This is a genomic window from Bacillus sp. SG20033 (genome assembly GCF_044570195.1).
GTDB classification, from domain to species: Bacteria; Bacillota; Bacilli; order Bacillales; family Bacillaceae; genus Bacillus; species Bacillus subtilis.
Map to the genome: position 1 here is coordinate 741392 of NZ_CP172606.1, position 21371 is coordinate 762762.

Consider the following 21371-nt stretch of genomic DNA (forward strand, 5'->3'; position numbering starts at 1 on the left):
GCATTTTGATGAAGAAAAAACGCATTACATTCAGTTTATTAGGGTTAATGGTATGCATCATACTGTTTGTTCAGTTACGCAATAAAGACAGTATCCCTGTCCAATCTTCCGCCATCCACCCCGAAGAAGACCGGATCTTTTTTATCTACTCCAATCCTTTCATAAAAGAAAGCGTGCTGCTTTCAACCTCAACAGGCGAACGGTTTAACAGGCGTACGTTTAAGGTGGCGGATGTGCCTTATATTCAAACGAAATCTTATGCATCAACAGACCTTGTATTATTGGCGGAACACGAGCCTTTTTACTACACGGTGGAGAAGGATGCGATCAAAGAGCATCCGCTTTCAGATCCATTTGCGTTTTGGCATGATGGGAAGGATGTCTCTGTTAAGGCCTATAATGTTGATACGACGGGAAATGAGATCCACATAAACGACAGAAAAACGAAAAAGGAATATACCCTTACCTTGCCTTCGCTTGTCACGATTGGGGCCAGTGATGAGAACTATATTTATTCAAAGCATGTCTATTTACGTGATTGACAGAAAAACAGAGGAAATGATTGAGACCCTGAGCTTAGCCTCATACGCTGATCAATTCGCAGACTCGAAGGAATTTATTGTTGCGAGCTCGGAGCATGAATTGACTGTGATTGAAAAAGGGACATGGAAAACGACATATATTCCGTATCCTGATGATCTTGAATACGCTGATACCGTATACTATGACAAAGAAAGCGGAAGTTTTTACGTTACGTACGAAGACAAAGAGGGTGAGGCGAACTTGCTGGAGTATGGGAAGGAATTTTCTTTTCATACATATAGTTTGAATTTCTCTTATATGGAAGCGAAGTTTAAGGGGAATCTATTGTATATAGTTGCCCAGGAAGAGCATAAAAAGGGCATCGGCGGATACGTGGGTGTGTTTGATATCCATTCTAAGGAGATGCTTTATCAGTTTGATTTGCCTGAGGAACAGGTGAAGGTTCAGGATTTTGTTCTGGTTGATTAAAGTGAAAGCTCTTAGCGTCTTTTTCTTTTTTGTTCAAGAGTTGATCTTTGCTGATAACAGTGTCGAAATTCTATGAAACTTTCATTCAAAGTACGCGTATATGAACCAAAAGGAGGACGATGAAGCAATGGGTGGTTCATATTTGAGTGATTTGTGTTCAATGTATCAAAAAGATAAGTTCTTTACCGGATTTGTCCCTGAGGAGCTTTTGACATATGCGTGTGAGTTATTCCCGTTATCGAAGAAAGAAACGGTGACGGCCTTACTGAATTGTTCCATGGGAAGTAAAGCGAAAAGCTTTGTTATGTTTACGAGTAAGGGATTGTACTGGAAGAGATTTGGAGAACAAGAGGGATGTGTGACTTGGGAAGCATTCACTGATATCCAATCGATTAAATCGACGGATGATTATGAGATTTGGTTTGATGGAGTAGAGGTTTTTGATGTCGGCTTCAGTTCATATCCCGCGGATCTGTTGGCAGAGCTGTTGAGGATAATTCAGCAATTTCTTAGTGAAAATGGCTTGGATTTGCTTACGGAACCCCGGATAGATCATGTATCTGTTTCTGCCAGTGAATTGAGGGAAATCAGTATTTTGTTTCAGAACAGCCATGACAAGATGTTCGGTTTGACCAATGGGCTACTGGTCGGTAACGAGATATCTGAAAAGAGAGAGGTACGATTGAGAAAACGGCTGCATATTCCTAAAGATCAGGAGATGATCTCCTTCTGGAGTACTTTTCCCGTGAAGCAAACAGATGGCATCACATTAACAGACAAAGGGATTTATTTTTCAGATCCTTTTCTCAGGTTATTTTATCCTTGGCATGTGTTTAAGGAAACGCCTGTAATGTTAAAAGATCAGGAGTTAATTGTGGGGAAAAAGAATGTCATTCAATTGCTGGAAAACCTGATGCCTGCTAAGGACGTATTTGCTTTTTTAGAACAAGTAAAACGAAGAATCAGCGCTGTTACGAGCTGGTGAATACGTATATGAAATAAGATTGACATGGGACCCTTGCATAAAGGGTTCTTTTTTATGAAAAAAACAAATTGACAGGATGAAAAAACAATTTCTTCCTTCTATATTGTTTTCAAAATTTGGGATTGATAGAATATGACATATCTCATAGAGAAGGAGGGAAGCTGTTGAGTCAAGCCATACCGTCTTCGCGTGTTGGTGTTAAGATTAATGAATGGTATAAAATGATTCGCCAGTTCAGTGTTCCGGATGCTGAGGTTCTGAAAGCGGAGGTTGAGCAGGACATTCAGAGGATGGAAGAGGATCAGGATTTGCTGATCTATTATTCTCTGATGTGTTTCCGGCACCAGCTGATGCTGGATTATTTGGAGCCGGGACAAACATACGGGAATCGCCCTACAGTGACAGAGCTTCTTGAAACGATTGAGACCCCTCAGAAAAAACTCACAGGCCTTTTGAAATACTACTCTTTGTTTTTCCGCGGCATGTATGAATTTGATCAAAAAGAATATGTGGAAGCGATCGGGTATTATCGCGAGGCGGAGAAAGAACTGCCGTTTGTGTCAGATGAAATTGAGAAAGCGGAATTCCATTTTAAAGTGGCCGAAGCGTATTATCACATGAAGCAAACCCATGTGTCGATGCATCATATTCTTCAAGCCTTAGACATTTATCAAAACAATCCCCTATACAGCATTAGAACGATACAAAGCTTGTCTGTGATCGCCGGCAACTATGATGATTTCAAACATTATGATAAAGCGCTCCCGCATTTAGAGGCGGCGCTGGAATTGGCAATGGACATTCAAAATGACAGGTTTATCGCCATTTCTCTATTGAACATCGCGAACAGCTATGACAGATCAGGAGATGATCAGATGGCTGTAGAACATTTCCAAAAAGCGGTGAAAGTAAGCAGAGAGAAAGTCCCTGATTTGCTTCCGAAAGTCTTGTTTGGATTAAGCTGGACATTATGTAAGACAGGCCAAACACAGAAGGCGTTTCAGTTCATAGAGGAAGGATTAGACCATATCACAGCACGTTCTCACAAATTTTATAAAGAATTGTTTCTGTTCTTGCAGGCCGTGTACAAGGAGACTGTTGATGAACGAAAAATTCATGATCTTTTAAGCTATTTCGAAAAAAAGAACCTGCACGCTTACATTGAAGCATGTGCCCGGAGTGCTGCCACTGTTTTTGAAAGCAGCTGTCACTTTGAACAAGCCGCTGCGTTTTATCGGAAAGTGCTGAAAGCCCAAGAAGATATTCTAAAAGGAGAGTGTTTATATGCCTATTAAGAAAAAAGTGATGATGTGTCTGGCTATTACTCTAGTTTTCGGAAGCATGTCGTTTCCATTCCTGACAAACTCCAGCGGATTTAAGGAATCAACAGATCGAAATACGACGTATATCGATCATTCCCCTTACAAATTCATGAGTGATCAGAAAAAAGCCCTTAGCTAGGGCTTTTTCTTGCTTTATGGAAGACGTTCCATTTTCCACATCGCGGCATTCCTTCTATTTCTAACGCAAGACACTCGAAACAACCAAACCATTTGAGGTATAATGGATAAAGTGAATAACAGTATTTAGATTGATATATATGAAAGAGAGTGGAACATCATGGGCCGTAAGTGGAACAATATTAAAGAGAAGAAGGCGTCTAAGGACGCAAATACGAGTCGGATTTATGCGAAGTTTGGCCGTGAGATTTATGTGGCGGCGAAACAGGGCGAGCCTGATCCGGAATCCAACCAGGCGCTGAAGGTTGTGCTTGAGCGTGCGAAGACTTACAGCGTGCCGAAAAACATCATTGAACGTGCGATCGAGAAGGCGAAGGGCGGAGCGGAAGAGAATTACGATGAGCTTCGTTATGAGGGCTTCGGGCCGAACGGATCAATGATTATCGTTGATGCGCTGACGAATAATGTAAACCGTACGGCGCCGGAAGTGCGTGCGGCGTTCGGGAAAAACGGCGGAAACATGGGTGTGAGCGGATCTGTTGCTTACATGTTTGACGCGACGGCTGTAATCGGTGTGGAAGGCAAAACTGCTGATGAAGCGCTTGAAATCTTGATGGAAGCGGATGTTGATGTACGTGACATTTTAGAAGAGGATGACAGCGCGATCGTATATGCTGAGCCTGATCAATTCCATGCGGTGCAAGAGGCGTTTAAAAACGCGGGTGTCGAGGAATTTACAGTAGCGGAGCTGACAATGCTTGCGCAAAGTGAAGTAACGCTTCCGGATGATGCAAAGGAACAGTTTGAAAAATTGATTGATGCATTAGAAGATTTGGAAGATGTTCAGCAGGTATATCATAACGTTGATTTAGGTGAGTAAGGAGTGAGCAGGCTGTTATGGCCTGCTTTTTTTGTCCTGGAAATTGTTTTAGCTGTATGTAGGCGGCCGCCTATACGATCTATAAGATATTCTCATACTCTGGACTGTAACCTATGTGAAGGAGAGAGTGAATATGACTGATACAAGACATATGTATGGCGGACCTGGTTTTGGTCATTATCAGGGCTTTGGTATTGGCCACCCGGGTTATGGCATGTATGGAGGCTACCCAGATCACGGCATACATGGAGGTGTCGGCGGCTATCCGGGATATGGAACGTACGGAGGATCCGGCGGTTACCCAAGCGGCGGCTATGGAGGCTCTCCGGGAACTGTAAGTTATTCGAACATGCACCATGAAAATGATGGCCATCACCACTATTATCACCATCATCATGATGGAAAAGATAATCTTCATCACCATCATCACCATGTTGGAAAGGATAATTATCACCACCATCATGATGGTCATTATGGCCACCATCACCACCATATGGGCCACTGGGGAAAAGACGGTTATAAATAAAGAAGAGGATGGTATAAAGAGGACACTCTTGCAGATCAAGAGTGTTTTTTATCTTTTTTCTTGACTGTTCAGTCTGGAAAATGGTAACCTTTGTTTCAGGAGGTGATCGTTTTTTGGGGAGGAATAAAGAATTTGATACGGCACTTGTTCTTCACAGGGCGATAGAGGTTTTTGGAGAGTATGGCTACGAAGGAACGTCTCTTCAGGATCTGCTCTCTCATTTAGGCATTGCGCGCCAGAGCTTGTATGATACGTATGGCACGAAGCGTGATTTGTTTTTGTCCGCGGTGAAATCGTATCTTGAAGGGAAAAACGCTGCAGTTATGGAAAGGCTTGAAGCGCCAGGATCTGTAAAGGAAGCCATTCGTGATATTTTTCAAGAAGGTGTCAATGCCCTGAGGGATCCTGATCGGGCGAAGGCGTGCTATATCATTAACAGCGCGATTGAACAGATTCCGCATGACCCTGAGCTTGCCCGGTATTTTGAAAGACAATCCAAGCAGCTTGAGGACGCTTTTTATCAGGCGCTTTTAAGGGCGAAGGATCAAGGAGAATTGAATGGCGAAGATACTGATATATCTGCGCTTGCCCGGTACCTGAATCAAAGCAGGCTGTCACTGACATTTATTGCAAAAGTGACGGCTGATATGGATCGGCTTCAGGACCATGTTGACGTGAGTTTATCAGTGCTTGATTAACATGTGGTAAAGGATTCTTTGCCCATGTATGTACTTTTTGGACTGAATAGTCTAGAAATAAAAATGAGGTGATGATGAATGTTGATGAATGAGTTTGAAAAAGCATGTGAAACATTGAGAAAGTTTATGGCTTATATGCTTGAGAAGGACATGAAGAGCTGGGTGGAGCTTTGGGATGAGGATGCTGTATTTGAGTTTCCTTATGCGCCGGAGGGATCACCAAAAAAAATAGAAGGAAAAGCGGCCATTTACGATTATATTAAAGATTATCCTAAGCAGATTCATCTTTCTTCATTTACCGCTCCGACAGTGTACCGTTCAGCAGATACGAATACGGTGATTGCGGAGTTTCAATGTGACGGCCATGTGATTGAGACTGGACTGCCTTATCGCCAAAGCTATATCAGTGTCATCGAAACGAGAGACGGCCGCATTGTGCGTTATAGGGATTATTGGAATCCGCTTGTTGTAAAAGAGGCCTTTGGAGGATCATTTTTGCAAACAGAGGAGAGTGGGAAATGATGAAACAGAATCCGATTTTAATCACGGGCGGGACTGGCACAGTCGGCAGCCGAATCGCCAGCCGTTTAATAAAGCTGGGATACAGAGTGCGTATTGCAAGCCGAAAAAAGGGCGCGCTTGCAAGTGCGGAGTATGTGTATTTTGATTGGAAGGACGCCTCCAGTTTTACGCCTGCTCTGGAACAGGTAAAACAGATCTATCTTGTTGCTCCGGTCGGTGTATTTGATCCGGCTCCCTATGTGCTCCCCTTTTTAAAAGAGGCAAAGCGTCTCGGTGCAAAGCGTGTAGTGATGCTAAGTGCGTCTGTTGTCCCTGAGAATGGCCCCGTGTTTGGAGCGCTTCATCAGGCAGTGCGTGAGTTTCCAGAATGGACGGTGCTGCGGCCTTCATACTTTATGCAAAATTTCATCAATGTCCAGCATCGAATGTCGATTCAAACGGAGGGGCGCATCATCACGGCTTCAGGTGAAGGAAAACTTGGGTTTATTGACGCTGATGACATCGCAGAAACAGCCGTCAGTGCTTTGATTGATGATGTTCCTCATCAAACACATCATATTCTGACAGGTCCCGAGGCGCTGAGCTATGCCGAAGCGGCGGAGATCATTGGAGCTGCGGCGGGACGCCGGGTGGAGCATGTCAGCATTTCTCGTTCCGAGCTGCAGAATCGGATGGAGGCAGCTGGTTTGCCGGCTGATTATGCGGAATTTATGGCGGGGCTTGATGAGGCAATCAGCCATGGTGCGGAACATCGGGTAACGGATACAGTGAAGCGTGTGACGGGAAAAGAACCTCGTTCGCTGTCAGAGTTTGCGGCTGCTCATGCTGTGTATTGGAAACACTGATCTCATTTTGGACTGAATAGTCTAGAAAGACCTTCGGCGCTTCCGAAGGTCTTCTTATTGAAAAAGCTAAGTCGTGTTTTAGTCATAATCATGCCTCCTGCCTCATACCTATTAAGGTCATTGTTTTTGAGAAAGGAGGAGCCGGAATGAAGGATATGCAGCCGTTTACGCCTGTCAAATCATATACGCCCTTTCACAGCCGTTTTGATCCCTGTCCGCCTATAGGGAAGAAATATTACAGAACGCCCCCTAACCTTTATATGACCTTTCAGCCTGAGCACATGGAGCAGTTTTCGCCGATGGAGGCTTTGAGGAAAGGCACCCTTTGGAAGGATCTCTATGATTTTTATGAAAACCCTTATCGAGGGGGAGACGCACATGGCAAAAAAGGTTGACGCCGAATATTATCGTCAGCTAGAGCAAATACAGGCTGCTGATTTTGTGCTTGTTGAGCTGAGTCTTTATTTAAATACACATCCTCATGATGAAGATGCGCTGAAGCAATTCAATCAATATTCCGGCTATTCAAGGCACTTAAAAAGACAGTTCGAATCCTCTTACGGACCGCTTCTGCAGTTCGGCAACAGCCCCGCGGGCAAGGATTGGGATTGGGGAAAAGGGCCATGGCCGTGGCAAGTATAAGGAGGAATGCCTGAATGTGGGTGTATGAAAAGAAGCTGCAATACCCTGTCAAGGTCAGTACGTGCAACCCAACGCTGGCGAAGTATTTGATTGAGCAGTATGGAGGAGCGGACGGCGAGCTGGCCGCGGCTCTCCGGTATTTGAACCAGCGTTATACGATTCCTGATAAGGTCATCGGCCTTTTAACAGATATCGGCACGGAGGAGTTTGCCCATTTGGAAATGATTGCGACCATGGTCTATAAGTTAACGAAAGACGCCACACCGGAGCAGCTGCGTGAAGCTGGGCTTGGCGATCATTACGTCAATCACGACAGCGCGCTTTTTTATCATAATGCGGCTGGCGTGCCGTTTACCGCGAGCTATATCCAAGCGAAGGGCGATCCGATTGCCGATTTATACGAAGATATTGCCGCAGAAGAAAAGGCGCGGGCGACGTATCAATGGCTGATTGATATTTCGGATGATCCTGATTTAAACGATTCCCTGCGTTTTTTGCGTGAGCGTGAAATCGTACACTCTATGCGCTTCAGGGAAGCGGTTGAAATTTTAAAAGAAGAACGGGATAAAAAGAAGATTTTCTAATAGGCAGATTGGCCTCTCTTTCATACACCCTTTTACATACAGAGAAAATGGTCTGTTTTTGCAGTTTGGTCTGCATTATAATCAAGGTGTGTGTGCAAGCTTACTTTTTGATTGGGAGGCCTTTATGTCAGCTTTTAAGATTGAGAACGAAACGATTGCAGATGGATTTTACGCGTGTCCGGCCGTCTATGAGGATGCAGAATCGATTACCGGGTTGCTCGTCCGAACAGCTGAATGGCTCCGGGATCGGGGTTCTAACCAATGGAGCGGACTTCTGAAAGGGCAAGATATACATGATATCACGGGGTCAATTGAAAAGGGACATGTGTTTGTGTTTAAAAAAGATGAAGAGCTTGCGGCTGTCGTGATGCTGCTGCCTGAACCGAGCGAGTGGGACCGGACGCTTTGGGGAGACGATGGGCATGAGGAGTCCATTTATTTGCATCGCCTCGCAGTAAGCCGCCGGTTTGCGGGACAGGGGCTTGGAGCCCGCGTCCTTCAATGGGCGGAGACCGGCATACACTTTCCGGAAAAAACACGGATCCGGCTTGACTGTGTCGCTGATAACGACGCCCTGCATTCCTTTTATCGGCGTATGGGATATGAATTCATGGGCGCTGATGCGTCCGGATATCATTTGTTTGAGAAAGAGATTACGGCAGAATAAGCGTCCTTTGCAGGGGGCTTTTTTGTCTTTTCTAAAAGGGAGGGCAGGCGATGTTGTGGCTAATTTTATTTGTGTCAGGGATTGTGACGGCTTGTCTGTTTGCTGGCGTATCCGTTTTGATGCGGATGAGATTTCCTGACAAAAGTCGACCGGAATGGATGTTGGCCGGGCTGATCGTCCTTGGTGTGTTTGCGATCTGGTACAGCCTCGTGTATGTACGCGGCTGGGAAGGGGCTGCGCTCGGAATGCTTGGATTCAATGTCATTTTCGGAGCCATTGCCGGATATTTGATCGATAAGGCCATCCGGCGTTACAGGAAAAGATAAGGCTGCTGCCGTCTCTCATCATGTCGAAATTTTCACAGAACGGCAGGAATTTTCTTTCGAAAGGAGAAATACATATTACTTTAAAATGAAAGCGTTTTCCAAATCGGGAAGGTGATGTTGATGATACACAGTGTGACAAATGGGCTGAATCGTTTTTGTACGTGGGTGATGAGACTGGCCTATTTGAATGTGCTTTGGATTTTGTTTTCTCTTGCAGGCCTGGTTGTGTTTGGGCTGATGCCCGCTACTGCCGCGATGTTTACAGTGGCGAGAGAATGGGCGAAGGGGAATACGGATGCCCCGGTGTTTTCTGTCTTTTTTCGGACGTTTAAAAAGGAATGGCGGGCATCACAGATCCTCGGGCTTATCGTTGTGTCGGCTGCCCTGTTTCTGTTTGCGGATATGCGGATAGCGGCTCAGATGGACCAGCCTGTGCTCGTCAATGTATTCCTGAGCATTAGTTTGATTTTCGCGTTTGTTGTGCTGTATGTGTTCCCGGTATTTTCTCATTTTGACGTAAAAATCAGAGAGGTGCTGAGCATCAGCTTTTTCATTGCCTTCAGCCGTCCGGCGGTGACGCTTTTGATGGCGGCGGGCGCTGTTGGTGTGCTTTGTCTCGTTCTGTTTCATGTCACGTTTCTATTGTTTTTCAGCGGGAGTTTACTCAGCCTGATCTTAACGAAGCTGTCCTTTAAAGCGTTTCGGTCAATGGATCAGCGGCAGGAGAAAGAAAAGGCGGCATGAAGAAAAGAGTTGCTGGCTGGTACAGGCGGATGAAGATTAAGGATAAGCTGTTTGTGTTTCTATCGTTGATTATGGCCGTATCCTTTCTGTTTGTATACAGCGGAGTCCAGTATGCCTTTCATGTGTATGATGAGCAGATTTACCGCAAGTCCTCGGAGGTGCTTCGGATGTCTTCTGAAAGGATCGAAGACGAGCTGAAGAAGATAGAGGATGTGTCATATGAAATCATTACAGACGAACAGATTCAGCGCATCCTGAGCATGCAAAATCGGGATGATACGTATGATCAATATCAAATGAAGCAGGAGCTTTGGGATCAGCTTGCGGGATATGCCAGCGATGAAAAGTACATCGATTCCATTCATTTGATTGATGCCCGCGGCTCAGAGTATTCAGCCGGAAGCAGTTCTTCAGATCTTTTGAAGCAGGAGCAGGAAGAGGTATTTAAGCGAGCGAAAGCGAAAAATGGAAGAAATCTTTGGATGACGCTCGGCGGGTCAGATCCTGTCCTGATTTCAGCACGGCAGATCAGGTCCTATCACCAGCTGAGTCTGAACGGCTTGGGCATGGTGCTGATCCAAGTCAATGTAAAACAGATGATTCGTGATGTGCCGAAGGATTGGGGCGATTCAGTCGGAGACATTATGATTGCTGACCAAGGCGGGAATTTGGTGTATACGGCACATGCATCAGCGCATGTTCCTGAGGCAGCAAAAGAGACGCTGAAGCACCCCGGTTATGACTTGATAAAAAAGAATGGCAAACGTTACTTTATTTCTTATCTTCAATCATCCTACCAAAATTGGAGCTACTATAATGTCATCCCCTTTGACCAGATGTTCGAAAAAATTTCCTTTATGAAAACAGTGATCGGCACATGCTTTCTCCTCTTTTTCTGTGTGGTTTTGCTTTTCGGAAGGAAAATCGCCAACAGCATCACGGAGCCGATTGAACAGCTTGTGGCCGCGATGAAATCGGTACAGCACAGCGGCATTGAAGCAGGTGTGTCGCTTTCTCTGCCGGAACATACACAGGATGAGGCCGGCATGCTGAACCGCCATTTTACTGTCATGATGAAACGGATTAATGAGCTGATGGAAGAAAATGTGGAAAAACAGCTCATTATTAAAGAAACCGAATTGAAAGCACTGCAAGCCCAGATCAATCCGCATTTTTTATATAACACGCTCGAGTCCATCAATTGGCTGGCCAAGGCGAATCAGCAAAAGCAAATCTCAAAAATGGTGGAATCACTCGGTTTTCTTCTTCGAAACAGCATACATATGAAAAAGGATATCGTGACCATTCAGGAGGAGGCGGACATCGTTCTTCACTATATGACCATTCAGCGGTTTCGATTTGAGGAGCGCCTGAACTTCACGTTGGATATTGACGATGAGGTGAAGCATTGCCTTATTCCGAAACTGACGCTCCAGCCGCTTGCGGAAAATGCGATTCAATACGCGCTTGAACCCTTTACAAGGCCGTGCGCCATCCGGATTCAGGCCAAAAAGGCGAAGGAATGTGTCTGTATTACGGTCGAAGATAACGGCCCTGGCATGGATGGACGGATTCTTGAATCAACGGGCGGAAGAGGAATCGGACTTTGGAATATTCGCGAGCGCATCAGCCTGACATTCGGAGAGCCATACGGCTTGCGGATTCAGAGTGAGCATGAAAAGGGGACGAGGATTGTGATCACAATACCGTGCCGAAATGAGGTGGTGTGATGTATAAAATACTGCTGGCTGATGATGAGAGGATTATCCTTGATGGAATGGCAGGAATCATTGAGTGGGAGTCGCTTGGCGCCTCATTGATCGGTAAAGCGCAGAACGGACATGAAGCATATGAAAAGATTGTACATAAGCAGCCGCATATCGTCATCACAGACGTCAAAATGCCCGGCATGGACGGGCTTGAGCTGATCAAAAAGGTGTCAGCCGTCAGCCCGTCGGTGCAGTTTATCGTCCTGTCCGGTTTTGGAGAGTTTGAGTACGCAAAGGAAGCCATGAAATATGGGGTGAAGCATTATTTGCTGAAACCCTGCAATGAACAGCAGATTATCAGCTCGCTGGAGGAAATCATTGCTGAGCTGAAGCGGCAAGATGTTCACAAAAAGAAAACAGCCCATTTGAAACACGAGCTGGACCATATCCGTTCCTTTGCAGCCGATCAATACTTGGAAGGCTTGATCGCCGGTGTGGCCCAGCTGTCTCCGCCGCCTTCACTTGCCGGAAAAAAAGTCCGCCTCTTGATCTTAAAAGGGGAACAATCTATTGATGCCACAACCAGAGAGGCACTCGGATCGGCACTGACAGCGGTTTGCAGCAGCGGAGAATGGACAGTGCTCGCCGTAGAGGAGAACGCCGCTGAAAAGGCGGCGGAGGTTTTTGCGGACCGCAAGATGGCCATCAGTCAGGCGGGAGAACTCCGGCACGCGGGGCAGCTGTTTCGTGACACAGCTGAAGCGTCTGGTGACCTGCATGGGAGCGCAGTGATTTCAAAAATGATCAGGCTCATTGCCGACGAACTCGGAAACCCGAATCTATCCTTGAAGTGGGCAGCGAAGGATATGCTGTTTATGAATCCTGATTATCTCGGGAAATTATTTAAGCAGGAAACAGGCGAGAAATTTTCCCAATATGTTACACGAGTGCGTCTTGAACATGCGATGAAACAGATGAAAATGAGGCGGGATGCGAGCGTTTCAGAAATTGCTGAAGAAATCGGGTTTGGCGATAATCCGAAGTATTTCAGTCTTGTTTTTAAAAAATATACCGGTCTGACACCGTCAGAATTCAGAAGAAAACAGGGAGGCGCTTCCGCAGGATAGCCATCTCTGTTTTTTTGACTTTCCCCACTGTTTTTTGAGTGTTTCGCCTCATCTGAACGCTTTAAAATAAATGTAAGCACTTACATTAAAGGGGGGATTGGTTTGAAGAAGATTTGTTACGTGCTGTTATCGCTTGTCTGCGTCTTTTTTTTCAGCGGTTGTTCAGCGGGTGAAGAGGCCTCGGGAAAAAAAGAAGACGTTACACTCAGAATCGCATGGTGGGGCGGGCAGCCAAGACATGATTATACAACAAAGGTAATTGAACTTTACGAGAAAAAGAATCCTCACGTCCATATTGAAGCGGAATTTGCGAACTGGGATGACTACTGGAAAAAGCTCGCGCCCATGTCTGCCGCCGGCCAGCTTCCTGATGTCATCCAAATGGATACCGCTTACTTAGCCCAATACGGAAAGAAGAACCAGCTGGAAGATTTAACGCCGTATACAAAGGATGGAACGATTGATGTCAGTTCAATCGACGAGAATATGCTGTCGGGCGGAAAAATCGACAATAAGCTTTATGGATTTACGCTAGGTGTCAACGTGCTGTCTGTGATTGCGAATGATGATTTGCTGAAAAAAGCCGGTGTGTCTATCAATCAGGAAAACTGGACGTGGGAGGATTACGAGAAGCTGGCGTATGATCTTCAGGAAAAAGCCGGTGTCTACGGTTCCAACGGAATGCATCCGCCTGATATTTTCTTCCCGTATTATTTGCGCACAAAGGGTGAGCGCTTTTACAAAGAAGACGGCACTGGCCTCGCGTATCAAGATGATCAGCTGTTTGTCGATTACTTTGAACGGCAGCTGAGGCTGGTGAAAGCGAAAACGTCCCCAACACCTGATGAAAGCGCACAGATTAAAGGGATGGAAGACGATTTTATCGTCAAAGGCAAATCAGCGATTACATGGAACTACTCCAATCAATATTTGGGCTTTGCCCGGCTGACAGACTCGCCGCTGTCTCTCTATCTGCCGCCGGAGCAAATGAAGGAAAAGGCGCTGACATTGAAGCCGAGTATGCTGTTTTCCATTCCGAAAAGCTCTGAGCATAAAAAAGAGGCAGCGAAATTTATTAATTTCTTCGTGAATAATGAGGAAGCGAACCAGCTGATTAAAGGCGAGCGAGGCGTTCCAGTCTCCGACAAGGTGGCGGATGCGATTAAACCGAAGCTGAATGAGGAAGAAGCCAACATCGTGGAGTATGTAGAAACCGCGTCAAAAAACATCAGCAAAGCCGATCCGCCAGAGCCTGTGGGAAGCGCGGAGGTCATCAAGCTGCTGAAGGATACGTCAGATCAGATTCTGTATCAGAAGGTATCGCCGGAAAAAGCCGCCAAAACGTTCCGGAAAAAGGCCAATGAGATATTAGAGAGGAATAATTGACGGGAAATGGGGCTGACGCAATGAAAAAAAGCTGGAGTATAAGAAAAGACAATCTGGCGGGATATGCTTTTATTTCTCCGTTTATCATCGGGTTCCTATGCTTTACGGTGATCCCGATGGGGGCGTCCCTGTTTCTGTCCTTCACGAGCTATGACTTGTTTACGGCGCCGAAATGGATCGGGCTCGACAACTTTAAGGAAATGTTTACGGGTGACGAAAAGTATTGGCAGTCTCTAAAGGTGACGTTTACGTATGTGCTTGCCGGGGTTCCGCTCCGCCTCGGCTTCGCGCTTTTTATCGCTGTCATTTTAAACAATGCAGCAAAAGGAACGTCCATTTACAGAACGCTCTTTTATCTGCCTTCGATCATCGGCGGGAGCGTCGCCGTGGCAATCATGTGGCGCAATATTTTTGGCAATGACGGGGTCATCAATGCGCTGCTGTTTTTTGTCGGGATTGATCAAAAAATTCTTTGGTACCAGAATCCAACAAGTGCGCTGTGGACATTGATTCTGCTGTCCGTCTGGCAGTTCGGGTCGTCAATGCTGATTTTTTTGGCCGGGCTGAAAAACATTCCGTCTTCGTATTTGGAAGCGGCAAGTGTGGATGGGGCAAATCGGGTGCAGCGTTTCTTCAAGATCACGCTTCCGATCCTTACACCGATTATTTTCTTTAACCTAGTGATGCAGACGATTTCTGCTTTTATGACATTTACACCTGCCTATATCATTTCGAAGGGCGAGGGCGGGCCGCTTGACGGGACACTTCTCTATTCGCTCTATTTGTTCCAGCGTGCGTTTAACTATTTTCAAATGGGCTACGCATCGGCGATGGCGTGGGTCATGCTTGTCATTGTCGGGCTGATTACGCTCATATTGTTTAAAACATCGTCATATTGGGTTCATTACGAGTCAAAGGAGGAATGACGGATGGAGCCGGTCAACCAGCCTGTCAGAGAAGCCCCGGTTTTTGAGAGAAAAAAAGCCGGGCGCGTCAGTCCCAAACGCATACTGTTCCATGTTTTTACGGCAACGCTGGCGGTGTTGCTGCTGTACCCGGTTATTTGGCTGTTTGTCAGCTCGTTTAAAGAAAGCGCCAGTATTTTTACAACCTCACATTCTCTCATTCCAGACCCTTTTATTCTCAGTAACTATGCTGAAGGGTGGAAGGGCATTGCGGGACAGCCGTTTCTGACGTTTATTAAAAACTCGGCGATTATTGTCGGGCTGTCAACAATCGGTGCCGTCATGTCATCGGCTGTCATTGCGTACGGATTTGCGCGTATACCGTTTAAGGGAAAAAAATTTTGGTTTGCGTGCATGATGGGGACGTTAATGCTGCCTCATGAAGTGTTGATGATTCCGCAGTATATTATGTTTGCGAAATTAGACTGGCTGAATTCCTTTAAACCAATTGTCGTTCCGCAATTTTTCGGGCATGCGTTTTTTATCTTTCTGATGATCCAGTTTATCCGGACGATTCCCGAGGAGCTGGATGAAGCCGCGCGAATCGACGGATGCGGACGTTTTGCCTGCTTTTGGCGGATCATTCTCCCGCTGATTGCCCCCGCGCTTGCGACGTCTGCGATTTTCTCCTTCTATTGGAAGTGGGAGGAGCTGATTCAGCCGCTCTTGTATTTGAATAAGCCGGGGCTTTACCCTGTTTCACTTGCACTGAAGCTTTTTCTCGATACAGAGTCGGCTTCGAACTGGGGCGCGATGTTTGCCATGTCAGCCGTCTCGTTATTGCCTGTGATTCTTGTTTTCTTTTTGTTTCAGAAATATATCGTTCAGGGCATCAGTACGACCGGATTAAAATAAAAAGGAGTGTTGCAGATGGCACAGCTTATCTTTGATGAAGAAAAGGTGACGTCGGTTATTGACCGGATCGTGAAACGGACATTTCAGATGGATTTTGCATGGGATTGGCCGGGCGGCGTCGCGTTTTACGGCGTGGCGGAGGCCTATAAAGCGACAGAAAACGAGGAATATATCAATCTGTTAAAAACGTGGGTGGATGAACAGCTGGAGGATGGGCTGCCGCCGCTTTCAATCAACGGAGTTTCCATCGGGCATACGCTTTTGTTCCTCCACAAGGTGACGGGTGATGACGTGTATTTGGAAACAGCGGCCGAGATGGCGGAATATGTGCTGCATAAGGCGCCGCGCTTTGGCGAGGGTATCCTTCAGCATACGGTGAATGCGGCAGAATACGTATTCCCTGAACAGGCATGGGCGGATACGCTGATGATGGCTGGGCTGTTTATGCTGAGAATCGGGCGGGTCATGGAGCGTGAGGATTATTTTGAAGACGGCCTGCGCCAGTTTCACGGACATGAGGATGTGCTTCAGGACCCTGTCACGAATTTGTACTACCACGCCTGGGACAACAAAGCGCAAAATCATCTGTCGGGGATTTATTGGGGCAGGGCGAACGGCTGGGCGGCACTCACGATGGCAAAGGCGCTCCCGCTTATTGAGGTGACACATCCTTCCTTTATGATCATCGACGGATCGCTCAGAGACCAGCTGAGCGCGCTTGTCCGGCTTCAGGATGAATCAGGGCTGTGGCATACGATTTTGGATGATCCGGATTCTTATCTGGAGGTTTCGGCATCAGCGGGTATTGCTTCTGCTCTGATATCGAGCGGAAAGCTGTATACAAAATATGTGCAGAAATCGCTTGCCGCCATTTTGGATGCGGTGGAAGAGGACGGACGGGTCAGCAAGGTATCGGCCGGGACAGCCGTCATGAAAAATGCCGAAGGATACAAACAGGTGCCTTACAAACGAATACAAGGATGGGGGCAGGGACTTGCGCTGACGTTTCTTGCTGATGTTTTGAAAACGAAAAAACGCGTGTATCAGTAAAGACAGCGGCGGGGGGAAAGGGATGAAAAAACAGCCTCAACAGAAGGAACGGGTTTCTCGCTGGAAGGGAACGTATTTCAAAAGAAACTTTGTCTTCATTTTGCTGATTGCCTGTATTCCCGGATTGCTGACTGGCGGCGCAATCTACTTTCTTTCGATCGACAAGGTGGAGAAAGAGCTGCAGAGATCGCATGAAACACAGGTGGCGCGTGAGGTCAGCCGAATGGATGAGAAGCTGGGAGTGCTTGAACTGGCACTCACCCAGATGGCCTACGATTCTTCACTGATGAACGGATTGGCCGAGAGGGATTTGGAGAAAGACTTTACGTTCTCCTATCAATTAACGAAAAAGCTGTTTCTTTTGCGGGACCAGCAGCCGCTGATCGAGCAGGCTTCCATCTTTCTGAACAGCCCCCGGCCACTTGTGCTGAGCCCTGAATACAGCGCTTTGACAGAACAGGAGGCGCTTCGCAAGTATCGCTCGCAGCTTGCCTCAGACCACAGCATTTATTGGAAACGGTCGGGAAACCAAGCGATGCTGATCCAGCTCATTCCGGGCGCGGCGGAGAAACCGTTCGGCGCGATCATGCTGGCGGTTGATCCGAAAGAAATGGAATCAATCCTGCAAAGCTTGTCCCCCTATCCTGATGGCAGTGCGCTGCTTTTAGATCAAAATCAAGAGGTGCTGTTTCATGAAGGGGAAAAAGATTTTGAAAAGACTTTACTTCAAGAGATAAAAAAACAGCCTGCTGAGAACGGCCATTTTCAGTTGGAATGGGAAGGCAAGGTGTATTCTGTCTCCTTTGGAGAAATGAACCGGATGCATCAGCAATGGACCTTTGTGTCAGCGGCGCCTCTTTCAGCTATTACAGCGCCGATGGTGTTTTTATCAAAAGTGATCATCGTGATGCTGGTCATTTGCATCGGTTTGGCGGTATGCATGACATGGTATGCATCAAAAAAAATCTATCGTCCCATTCAGCATTTGCTTGGCTTGTTTACCGGAGGAGAGAAGAAAGTATGGCAGGCGTCCGGGCAGGATGAATTCAAGTGGATTGAAAAGAGATGGCAGGATCTATCCCTTGAAAGCCGGAAGCTCCAAGAGCAGCTCCTGCGGCAGACGCCCCATATGAAAAAGAGTTTTTTGCAGCACCTCTTGCAGGGGGATTTTTACTATGACAACGAGGACAGTCTCAGATCTCGGATGGAGGAGGCCGGCTGGAACATCGGCGAAAACGTGTTTCATGTGCTGGATCTTCAATTGACAGGACTCCGCTGTGAAAAAAGCATCTTCTGTTGCGATGATGAACAGCTCGCTGTGTTTACACTGACTAATATCGCTGAGGAATTGGCGGCTAAACGCGTTTTTCAGCTCTCCATACTTGATATTGGCCGGCTTTCTATCACCGTTCTTGTGATGAAAACAAACAGCTCTGATCTGAAGGCGTATATAACGGAGCTGGCACGCCAATTTGGGAATGTAACCGGACTATGCCTGACCTCGACATTGAGCAGCGAGACGGAGCGTGTCACGGAAATTCCTTCTTTATTTCAGAATGTGAAAAGCGGCAAATCCTGCAGGCAGTTTGCCAACCGGAATCAGGTCATTGATTTGCAGGCCGACTTCCCTCAGGATGAGCAGTTCGCTCCTTATTACCCCTTTGAGCTGGAAAAACAAATTGTTCAGGCTATCCGGCTGGAAAGAAAACAGGAAGCCAAGGAACTGATTCGTGTATGCATGGAGGAACTGGCGGAAAAGGCGGCCATAGACAGGCATGTGCATTCCGCCCTGATTCAGCTGTTTTCCCGCATTCAGGAGGATATTTTGCATTCCGGGCTCAATCCCAGCGAACTGTTTCAGCACCGGAATCCGTTTCTTGATGTTTCAGAATTGCGCGAACCTAATGAAGCGGCGGCTTGGCTAATGGATGCAGTGGTGACGCCTTTCCTTTCCAAGCTTGAGGGCAGAAAAAACAGACAGCAAAAGCAGCTGGCAGAACGTGTGATTGCGATGATTCACGAACAGTATATGGCGGACATTTCATTGGAAAGCTGTGCCGATGCGCTTGGCATGAATTCATATACGTTAAGCAAGGCATTTAAGCAAGTGACCGGCATTAATTTTATCGATTATGTGACCCAGATCAGAATCGAAAAGGCGAAAGAACTGCTGGTCAATACGAATAAAAAAATTCATGACGTGTCAGAAGAAGTCGGCTACCGCCACAATTACTTTAACCGGATTTTTAAAAAACAGGTCGGCATGCCGCCGGGTGTCTTCAGGCAAATGTATCAGGAAACGCCGTGAAAGGAGAGAACATGTGATGAAGAAACCAATTCAAGTATTTTTAGCGGGAGATTCCACTGTGAGTGACTGCCCGCCTCATGAAGCGCCGATGGCGGGGTGGGGGCAGGTATTCGGGCAATTGTTTTCTGAAGAGGTAGTGGTGCACAATCATGCCAAAGGAGGAGCGAGCACCAATTCTTTTGTGGAGGAAGGAAGGCTTCAAGCAATTGCCGAGCGCATCACACAAGGCGATTATTTGTTGATTCAATTCGGCCACAATGACCAAAAACCGCGGGGGACGAAGCCGTACTCCACATTTCAGCAGTTTCTTACCTTGTTTGCAGATACGGCACGCGAAAAGGGCGCGCATCCTGTGTTCGTCACATCGGTGCAGCGCCGCCGCTTTGATGAAAACGGACGGATCGAGCATTCCCTCGGTGAGTATCCCGATGCGATGAAAGCACTGGCGAAGGAGCTCGATGTACCTGTGATTGATCTGCTTGCGAAAACAAAGGTGCTGTATGAAGAATACGGGCCGGAGGAGTCGAAGCGATTGTTCGTTTGGTTTCAGCCGAATGAACATCCGAATTACCCGGACGGCATTGAGGACAATACGCATTTTTCGGAAAAAGGTGCAATGGAGGTTGCGAAGCTTGTGGCAGAAGGCATTGAAGAGCTCGGACTTCCGCTTAAGGACCACCTTGTGAGCCGGGAGGGGAAAGAACATGTATAAGGAAGGCGCTTGCCTGTATCGCAATCCGCTCCGGTCTAAAAGCGATGTGAAGGACTGGCGGATGGAGGGAGGGGGACAGATCTCATTTGACGATCACAGCTTGCACCTGTCACATGTCCAGGACGAAGCGCACTTTGTCTTTTGGTGTCCGGAAACCTTTCCAGACGGCATCATTGTGACATGGGACTTCTCTCCGATCGAGCAGCCTGGACTGTGTATGCTGTTTTTTTCTGCTGCGGGAATGGGAGGCGAGGATTTGTTTGATCCAAGTCTCCAGAAAAGAACGGGAAAATACCCCGAGTATCATTCGGGGGACATCAATGCCCTCCACCTGTCATATTTCCGCAGAAAGTACCCGGAGGAAAGAGCGTTCCGCACCTGCAATTTAAGAAAAAGCCGCGGTTTCCACCTCGCCGCAATGGGGGCCGATCCGCTGCCTTCTCCAGACGACGCTGATTCTCCGTATCGTATGAAGCTGATCAAAGACAAAGGCTATGTGCACTTTTCAATCAATGGTCTGCCCATTCTTGAGTGGATGGACGACGGCAGCACATATGGGCCTGTGTTAACAAAAGGAAAAATCGGGTTCCGGCAGATGGCCCCCATGAAAGCAGCTTACAGGGATTTTGCCGTACATCAAGCGGTGAGAAGATGAAGACGACTGTAACGGATGCGCTTTATGCAGGCTGCGAAGCGGTGGTGAAAATAGCATGGCTCAACGGGCTGTGGCTGTTGTTTACACTTTTGGGCGGCGTTCTTTTCGGATGGGCGCCGAGCACAGCCGCGATGTGTGCCGTTATAAGGAAATGGCTGATGGGGCAAAAGGATGTCCCGATATTTCCGTTATTTCTCGATACCTATAAAAAAGAGTTTCTCAAGGTTAATGCGATCGGATTGGCGTTTTCGGCTCTTTTGCTCATATTGTCCGCGAACTATCATTATTTTTCTGCCAGTACGGATTGGCTATCCTTTGCCGTAACAAGCTGCACGCTGCTTGCAGGGCTTTTGTATATCATCGCGCTGATGTATGTGTTTCCCCTTTATGTGCATTACCAGCTCCCGCTTCGCAAATATATACCGCAGGCACTGCTGTTTGGCGCCATGAGACCGCTGACGACCGGCTGTATGCTGATCGGGTGCGGATTTGTCCTTTATTTGCTGTATACGCTTCCTGGCCTGATCCCATTTTACGGCCCGTGTTTATTTGGGCATGTGTTGATGTTTTTTGCTCTTCGGGGATTTCAAAAGACGGAGGCCCAGCATCATCAAGCCGGGTAACAAAAAAATGACAAATACGCAAAAAAGTGCAGTGTCCGAAATAGGCAGATGCAAAAAAGTGAAATTGAAGACAGCTCACACAGCGCATAAA

22 protein-coding genes and 3 pseudogenes are annotated in these 21371 nt (G+C 46.9%); all 25 read left to right on the plus strand.

Features of this window, described 5'->3' with window-relative positions:
* The first annotated feature begins 8 nt into the window (after positions 1–8).
* The 25 genes and pseudogenes from ACFVP7_RS03800 to ACFVP7_RS03920 all read left to right on the plus strand — a co-directional run bounded on the left by ACFVP7_RS03800 (position 9) and on the right by ACFVP7_RS03920 (position 21280).
* A pseudogene (locus ACFVP7_RS03800) lies at positions 9–1011 on the plus strand (hypothetical protein).
* Between the two features lie 127 nt (positions 1012–1138).
* A complete protein-coding gene (locus ACFVP7_RS03805) occupies positions 1139–1996 on the plus strand; it encodes a hypothetical protein (protein ID WP_212130513.1) in 858 nt (285 codons plus the stop codon).
* A 164-nt stretch (positions 1997–2160) separates the two neighbouring features.
* Entirely contained in the window at positions 2161–3291 is a 1131-nt protein-coding gene (gene rapH / locus ACFVP7_RS03810; protein WP_338732644.1) for a response regulator aspartate phosphatase RapH, read from the plus strand.
* Positions 3281–3457: a phosphatase RapH inhibitor gene (locus ACFVP7_RS03815; RefSeq protein ID WP_338732646.1), complete on the plus strand. Its 177-nt coding sequence runs from the start codon at positions 3281–3283 to the stop codon at positions 3455–3457. Before rapH ends, ACFVP7_RS03815 begins: the two co-directional genes overlap by 11 nt.
* A 159-nt stretch (positions 3458–3616) precedes the next feature.
* The gene (locus ACFVP7_RS03820; RefSeq protein ID WP_003242611.1) at positions 3617–4336 is read left to right on the plus strand and encodes a YebC/PmpR family DNA-binding transcriptional regulator; all 720 of its coding nucleotides are present in this window, start codon (positions 3617–3619) and stop codon (positions 4334–4336) included.
* Positions 4337–4469: 133 nt separating this feature from the next.
* Positions 4470–4862, plus strand: a complete 393-nt coding sequence (locus tag ACFVP7_RS03825) for a spore coat protein (protein WP_338732649.1) — start codon at positions 4470–4472, stop codon at positions 4860–4862.
* Between the two features lie 113 nt (positions 4863–4975).
* A complete protein-coding gene (locus ACFVP7_RS03830) occupies positions 4976–5560 on the plus strand; it encodes a TetR/AcrR family transcriptional regulator (RefSeq protein ID WP_338732651.1) in 585 nt (194 codons plus the stop codon).
* A gap of 78 nt (positions 5561–5638) precedes the next feature.
* Complete coding sequence (locus ACFVP7_RS03835; protein ID WP_338732653.1) at positions 5639–6082, plus strand: nuclear transport factor 2 family protein; 444 nt, start codon at positions 5639–5641, stop codon at positions 6080–6082.
* Positions 6079–6947 (plus strand): annotated as a pseudogene (locus ACFVP7_RS03840) (NmrA family NAD(P)-binding protein). Before ACFVP7_RS03835 ends, ACFVP7_RS03840 begins: the two are co-directional and overlap by 4 nt.
* Before the next feature lie 126 nt (positions 6948–7073).
* A complete protein-coding gene (cotJA, locus tag ACFVP7_RS03845; protein ID WP_003219489.1) occupies positions 7074–7322 on the plus strand; it encodes a spore coat-associated protein CotJA in 249 nt (82 codons plus the stop codon).
* Positions 7306–7569 carry a spore coat protein CotJB gene (cotJB, locus tag ACFVP7_RS03850; protein WP_003219491.1) on the plus strand — a complete coding sequence of 88 codons (264 nt, stop codon included), beginning with the start codon at positions 7306–7308 and terminating at the stop codon, positions 7567–7569. Before cotJA ends, cotJB begins: the two co-directional genes overlap by 17 nt.
* A gap of 14 nt (positions 7570–7583) precedes the next feature.
* Positions 7584–8153, plus strand: a complete 570-nt coding sequence (gene cotJC, locus ACFVP7_RS03855; RefSeq protein ID WP_003233850.1) for a spore coat protein CotJC — start codon at positions 7584–7586, stop codon at positions 8151–8153.
* Positions 8154–8277: 124 nt separating this feature from the next.
* Positions 8278–8820: a GNAT family N-acetyltransferase gene (locus tag ACFVP7_RS03860; protein WP_251218291.1), complete on the plus strand. Its 543-nt coding sequence runs from the start codon at positions 8278–8280 to the stop codon at positions 8818–8820.
* Positions 8821–8842: 22 nt separating this feature from the next.
* Positions 8843–9146, plus strand: a pseudogene (locus ACFVP7_RS03865) (YesK-like family protein).
* A gap of 114 nt (positions 9147–9260) precedes the next feature.
* Positions 9261–9890 (plus strand): YesL family protein, encoded by a 630-nt coding sequence (locus tag ACFVP7_RS03870; protein WP_338732659.1) that lies wholly within the window; start codon positions 9261–9263, stop codon positions 9888–9890.
* Complete coding sequence (gene yesM / locus ACFVP7_RS03875; protein WP_396582998.1) at positions 9887–11620, plus strand: two-component system sensor histidine kinase YesM; 1734 nt, start codon at positions 9887–9889, stop codon at positions 11618–11620. The genes ACFVP7_RS03870 and yesM overlap by 4 nt, the downstream gene beginning before the upstream one ends.
* Positions 11620–12726, plus strand: coding sequence for a two-component system response regulator YesN (gene yesN / locus ACFVP7_RS03880; protein ID WP_396582999.1), 1107 nt, complete (start codon positions 11620–11622; stop codon positions 12724–12726). Before yesM ends, yesN begins: the two co-directional genes overlap by 1 nt.
* A gap of 102 nt (positions 12727–12828) precedes the next feature.
* The gene (locus tag ACFVP7_RS03885; RefSeq protein WP_123374332.1) at positions 12829–14112 is read left to right on the plus strand and encodes an ABC transporter substrate-binding protein; all 1284 of its coding nucleotides are present in this window, start codon (positions 12829–12831) and stop codon (positions 14110–14112) included.
* The gene (locus tag ACFVP7_RS03890; protein WP_338732668.1) at positions 14109–15038 is read left to right on the plus strand and encodes a sugar ABC transporter permease; all 930 of its coding nucleotides are present in this window, start codon (positions 14109–14111) and stop codon (positions 15036–15038) included. Before ACFVP7_RS03885 ends, ACFVP7_RS03890 begins: the two co-directional genes overlap by 4 nt.
* A gap of 3 nt (positions 15039–15041) precedes the next feature.
* Positions 15042–15932, plus strand: a complete 891-nt coding sequence (locus ACFVP7_RS03895; RefSeq protein WP_049140819.1) for a carbohydrate ABC transporter permease — start codon at positions 15042–15044, stop codon at positions 15930–15932.
* A 15-nt stretch (positions 15933–15947) separates the two neighbouring features.
* Positions 15948–16982, plus strand: coding sequence for a rhamnogalacturonyl hydrolase YesR (yesR, locus tag ACFVP7_RS03900; RefSeq protein WP_049140820.1), 1035 nt, complete (start codon positions 15948–15950; stop codon positions 16980–16982).
* A 22-nt stretch (positions 16983–17004) separates the two neighbouring features.
* Positions 17005–19290 (plus strand): transcriptional regulator YesS, encoded by a 2286-nt coding sequence (gene yesS, locus ACFVP7_RS03905; RefSeq protein ID WP_396583000.1) that lies wholly within the window; start codon positions 17005–17007, stop codon positions 19288–19290.
* A gap of 13 nt (positions 19291–19303) precedes the next feature.
* On the plus strand, positions 19304–20002 hold the full coding sequence (gene rhgT / locus ACFVP7_RS03910) for a rhamnogalacturonan acetylesterase (RefSeq protein WP_080121151.1): 699 nt from the start codon (positions 19304–19306) through the stop codon (positions 20000–20002).
* Positions 19995–20657, plus strand: coding sequence for a YesU family protein (locus ACFVP7_RS03915; RefSeq protein ID WP_019712813.1), 663 nt, complete (start codon positions 19995–19997; stop codon positions 20655–20657). Before rhgT ends, ACFVP7_RS03915 begins: the two co-directional genes overlap by 8 nt.
* Complete coding sequence (locus tag ACFVP7_RS03920) at positions 20654–21280, plus strand: YesL family protein (RefSeq protein WP_396583001.1); 627 nt, start codon at positions 20654–20656, stop codon at positions 21278–21280. Before ACFVP7_RS03915 ends, ACFVP7_RS03920 begins: the two co-directional genes overlap by 4 nt.
* Positions 21281–21371: the final 91 nt, after the last annotated feature.

What these genes read in the sequence shown, in the direction of transcription:
- cotJA (WP_003219489.1), top strand. Translation starts at nt 7,074, where the DNA reads ATGAAGGATATGCAGCCGTTTACGCCTGTCAAATCATATACGCCCTTT.
- yesS (WP_396583000.1), top strand. Translation starts at nt 17,005, where the DNA reads ATGAAAAAACAGCCTCAACAGAAGGAACGGGTTTCTCGCTGGAAGGGA.
- ACFVP7_RS03820 (WP_003242611.1), top strand. Translation starts at nt 3,617, where the DNA reads ATGGGCCGTAAGTGGAACAATATTAAAGAGAAGAAGGCGTCTAAGGAC.
- ACFVP7_RS03895 (WP_049140819.1), top strand. Translation starts at nt 15,042, where the DNA reads ATGGAGCCGGTCAACCAGCCTGTCAGAGAAGCCCCGGTTTTTGAGAGA.
- yesN (WP_396582999.1), top strand. Translation starts at nt 11,620, where the DNA reads ATGTATAAAATACTGCTGGCTGATGATGAGAGGATTATCCTTGATGGA.
- ACFVP7_RS03920 (WP_396583001.1), top strand. Translation starts at nt 20,654, where the DNA reads ATGAAGACGACTGTAACGGATGCGCTTTATGCAGGCTGCGAAGCGGTG.
- ACFVP7_RS03835 (WP_338732653.1), top strand. Translation starts at nt 5,639, where the DNA reads ATGTTGATGAATGAGTTTGAAAAAGCATGTGAAACATTGAGAAAGTTT.
- ACFVP7_RS03860 (WP_251218291.1), top strand. Translation starts at nt 8,278, where the DNA reads ATGTCAGCTTTTAAGATTGAGAACGAAACGATTGCAGATGGATTTTAC.
- cotJB (WP_003219491.1), top strand. Translation starts at nt 7,306, where the DNA reads ATGGCAAAAAAGGTTGACGCCGAATATTATCGTCAGCTAGAGCAAATA.
- yesR (WP_049140820.1), top strand. Translation starts at nt 15,948, where the DNA reads ATGGCACAGCTTATCTTTGATGAAGAAAAGGTGACGTCGGTTATTGAC.
- ACFVP7_RS03915 (WP_019712813.1), top strand. Translation starts at nt 19,995, where the DNA reads ATGTATAAGGAAGGCGCTTGCCTGTATCGCAATCCGCTCCGGTCTAAA.
- ACFVP7_RS03815 (WP_338732646.1), top strand. Translation starts at nt 3,281, where the DNA reads ATGCCTATTAAGAAAAAAGTGATGATGTGTCTGGCTATTACTCTAGTT.
- ACFVP7_RS03870 (WP_338732659.1), top strand. Translation starts at nt 9,261, where the DNA reads ATGTTGATGATACACAGTGTGACAAATGGGCTGAATCGTTTTTGTACG.
- ACFVP7_RS03805 (WP_212130513.1), top strand. Translation starts at nt 1,139, where the DNA reads ATGGGTGGTTCATATTTGAGTGATTTGTGTTCAATGTATCAAAAAGAT.
- ACFVP7_RS03825 (WP_338732649.1), top strand. Translation starts at nt 4,470, where the DNA reads ATGACTGATACAAGACATATGTATGGCGGACCTGGTTTTGGTCATTAT.
- yesM (WP_396582998.1), top strand. Translation starts at nt 9,887, where the DNA reads ATGAAGAAAAGAGTTGCTGGCTGGTACAGGCGGATGAAGATTAAGGAT.
- cotJC (WP_003233850.1), top strand. Translation starts at nt 7,584, where the DNA reads ATGTGGGTGTATGAAAAGAAGCTGCAATACCCTGTCAAGGTCAGTACG.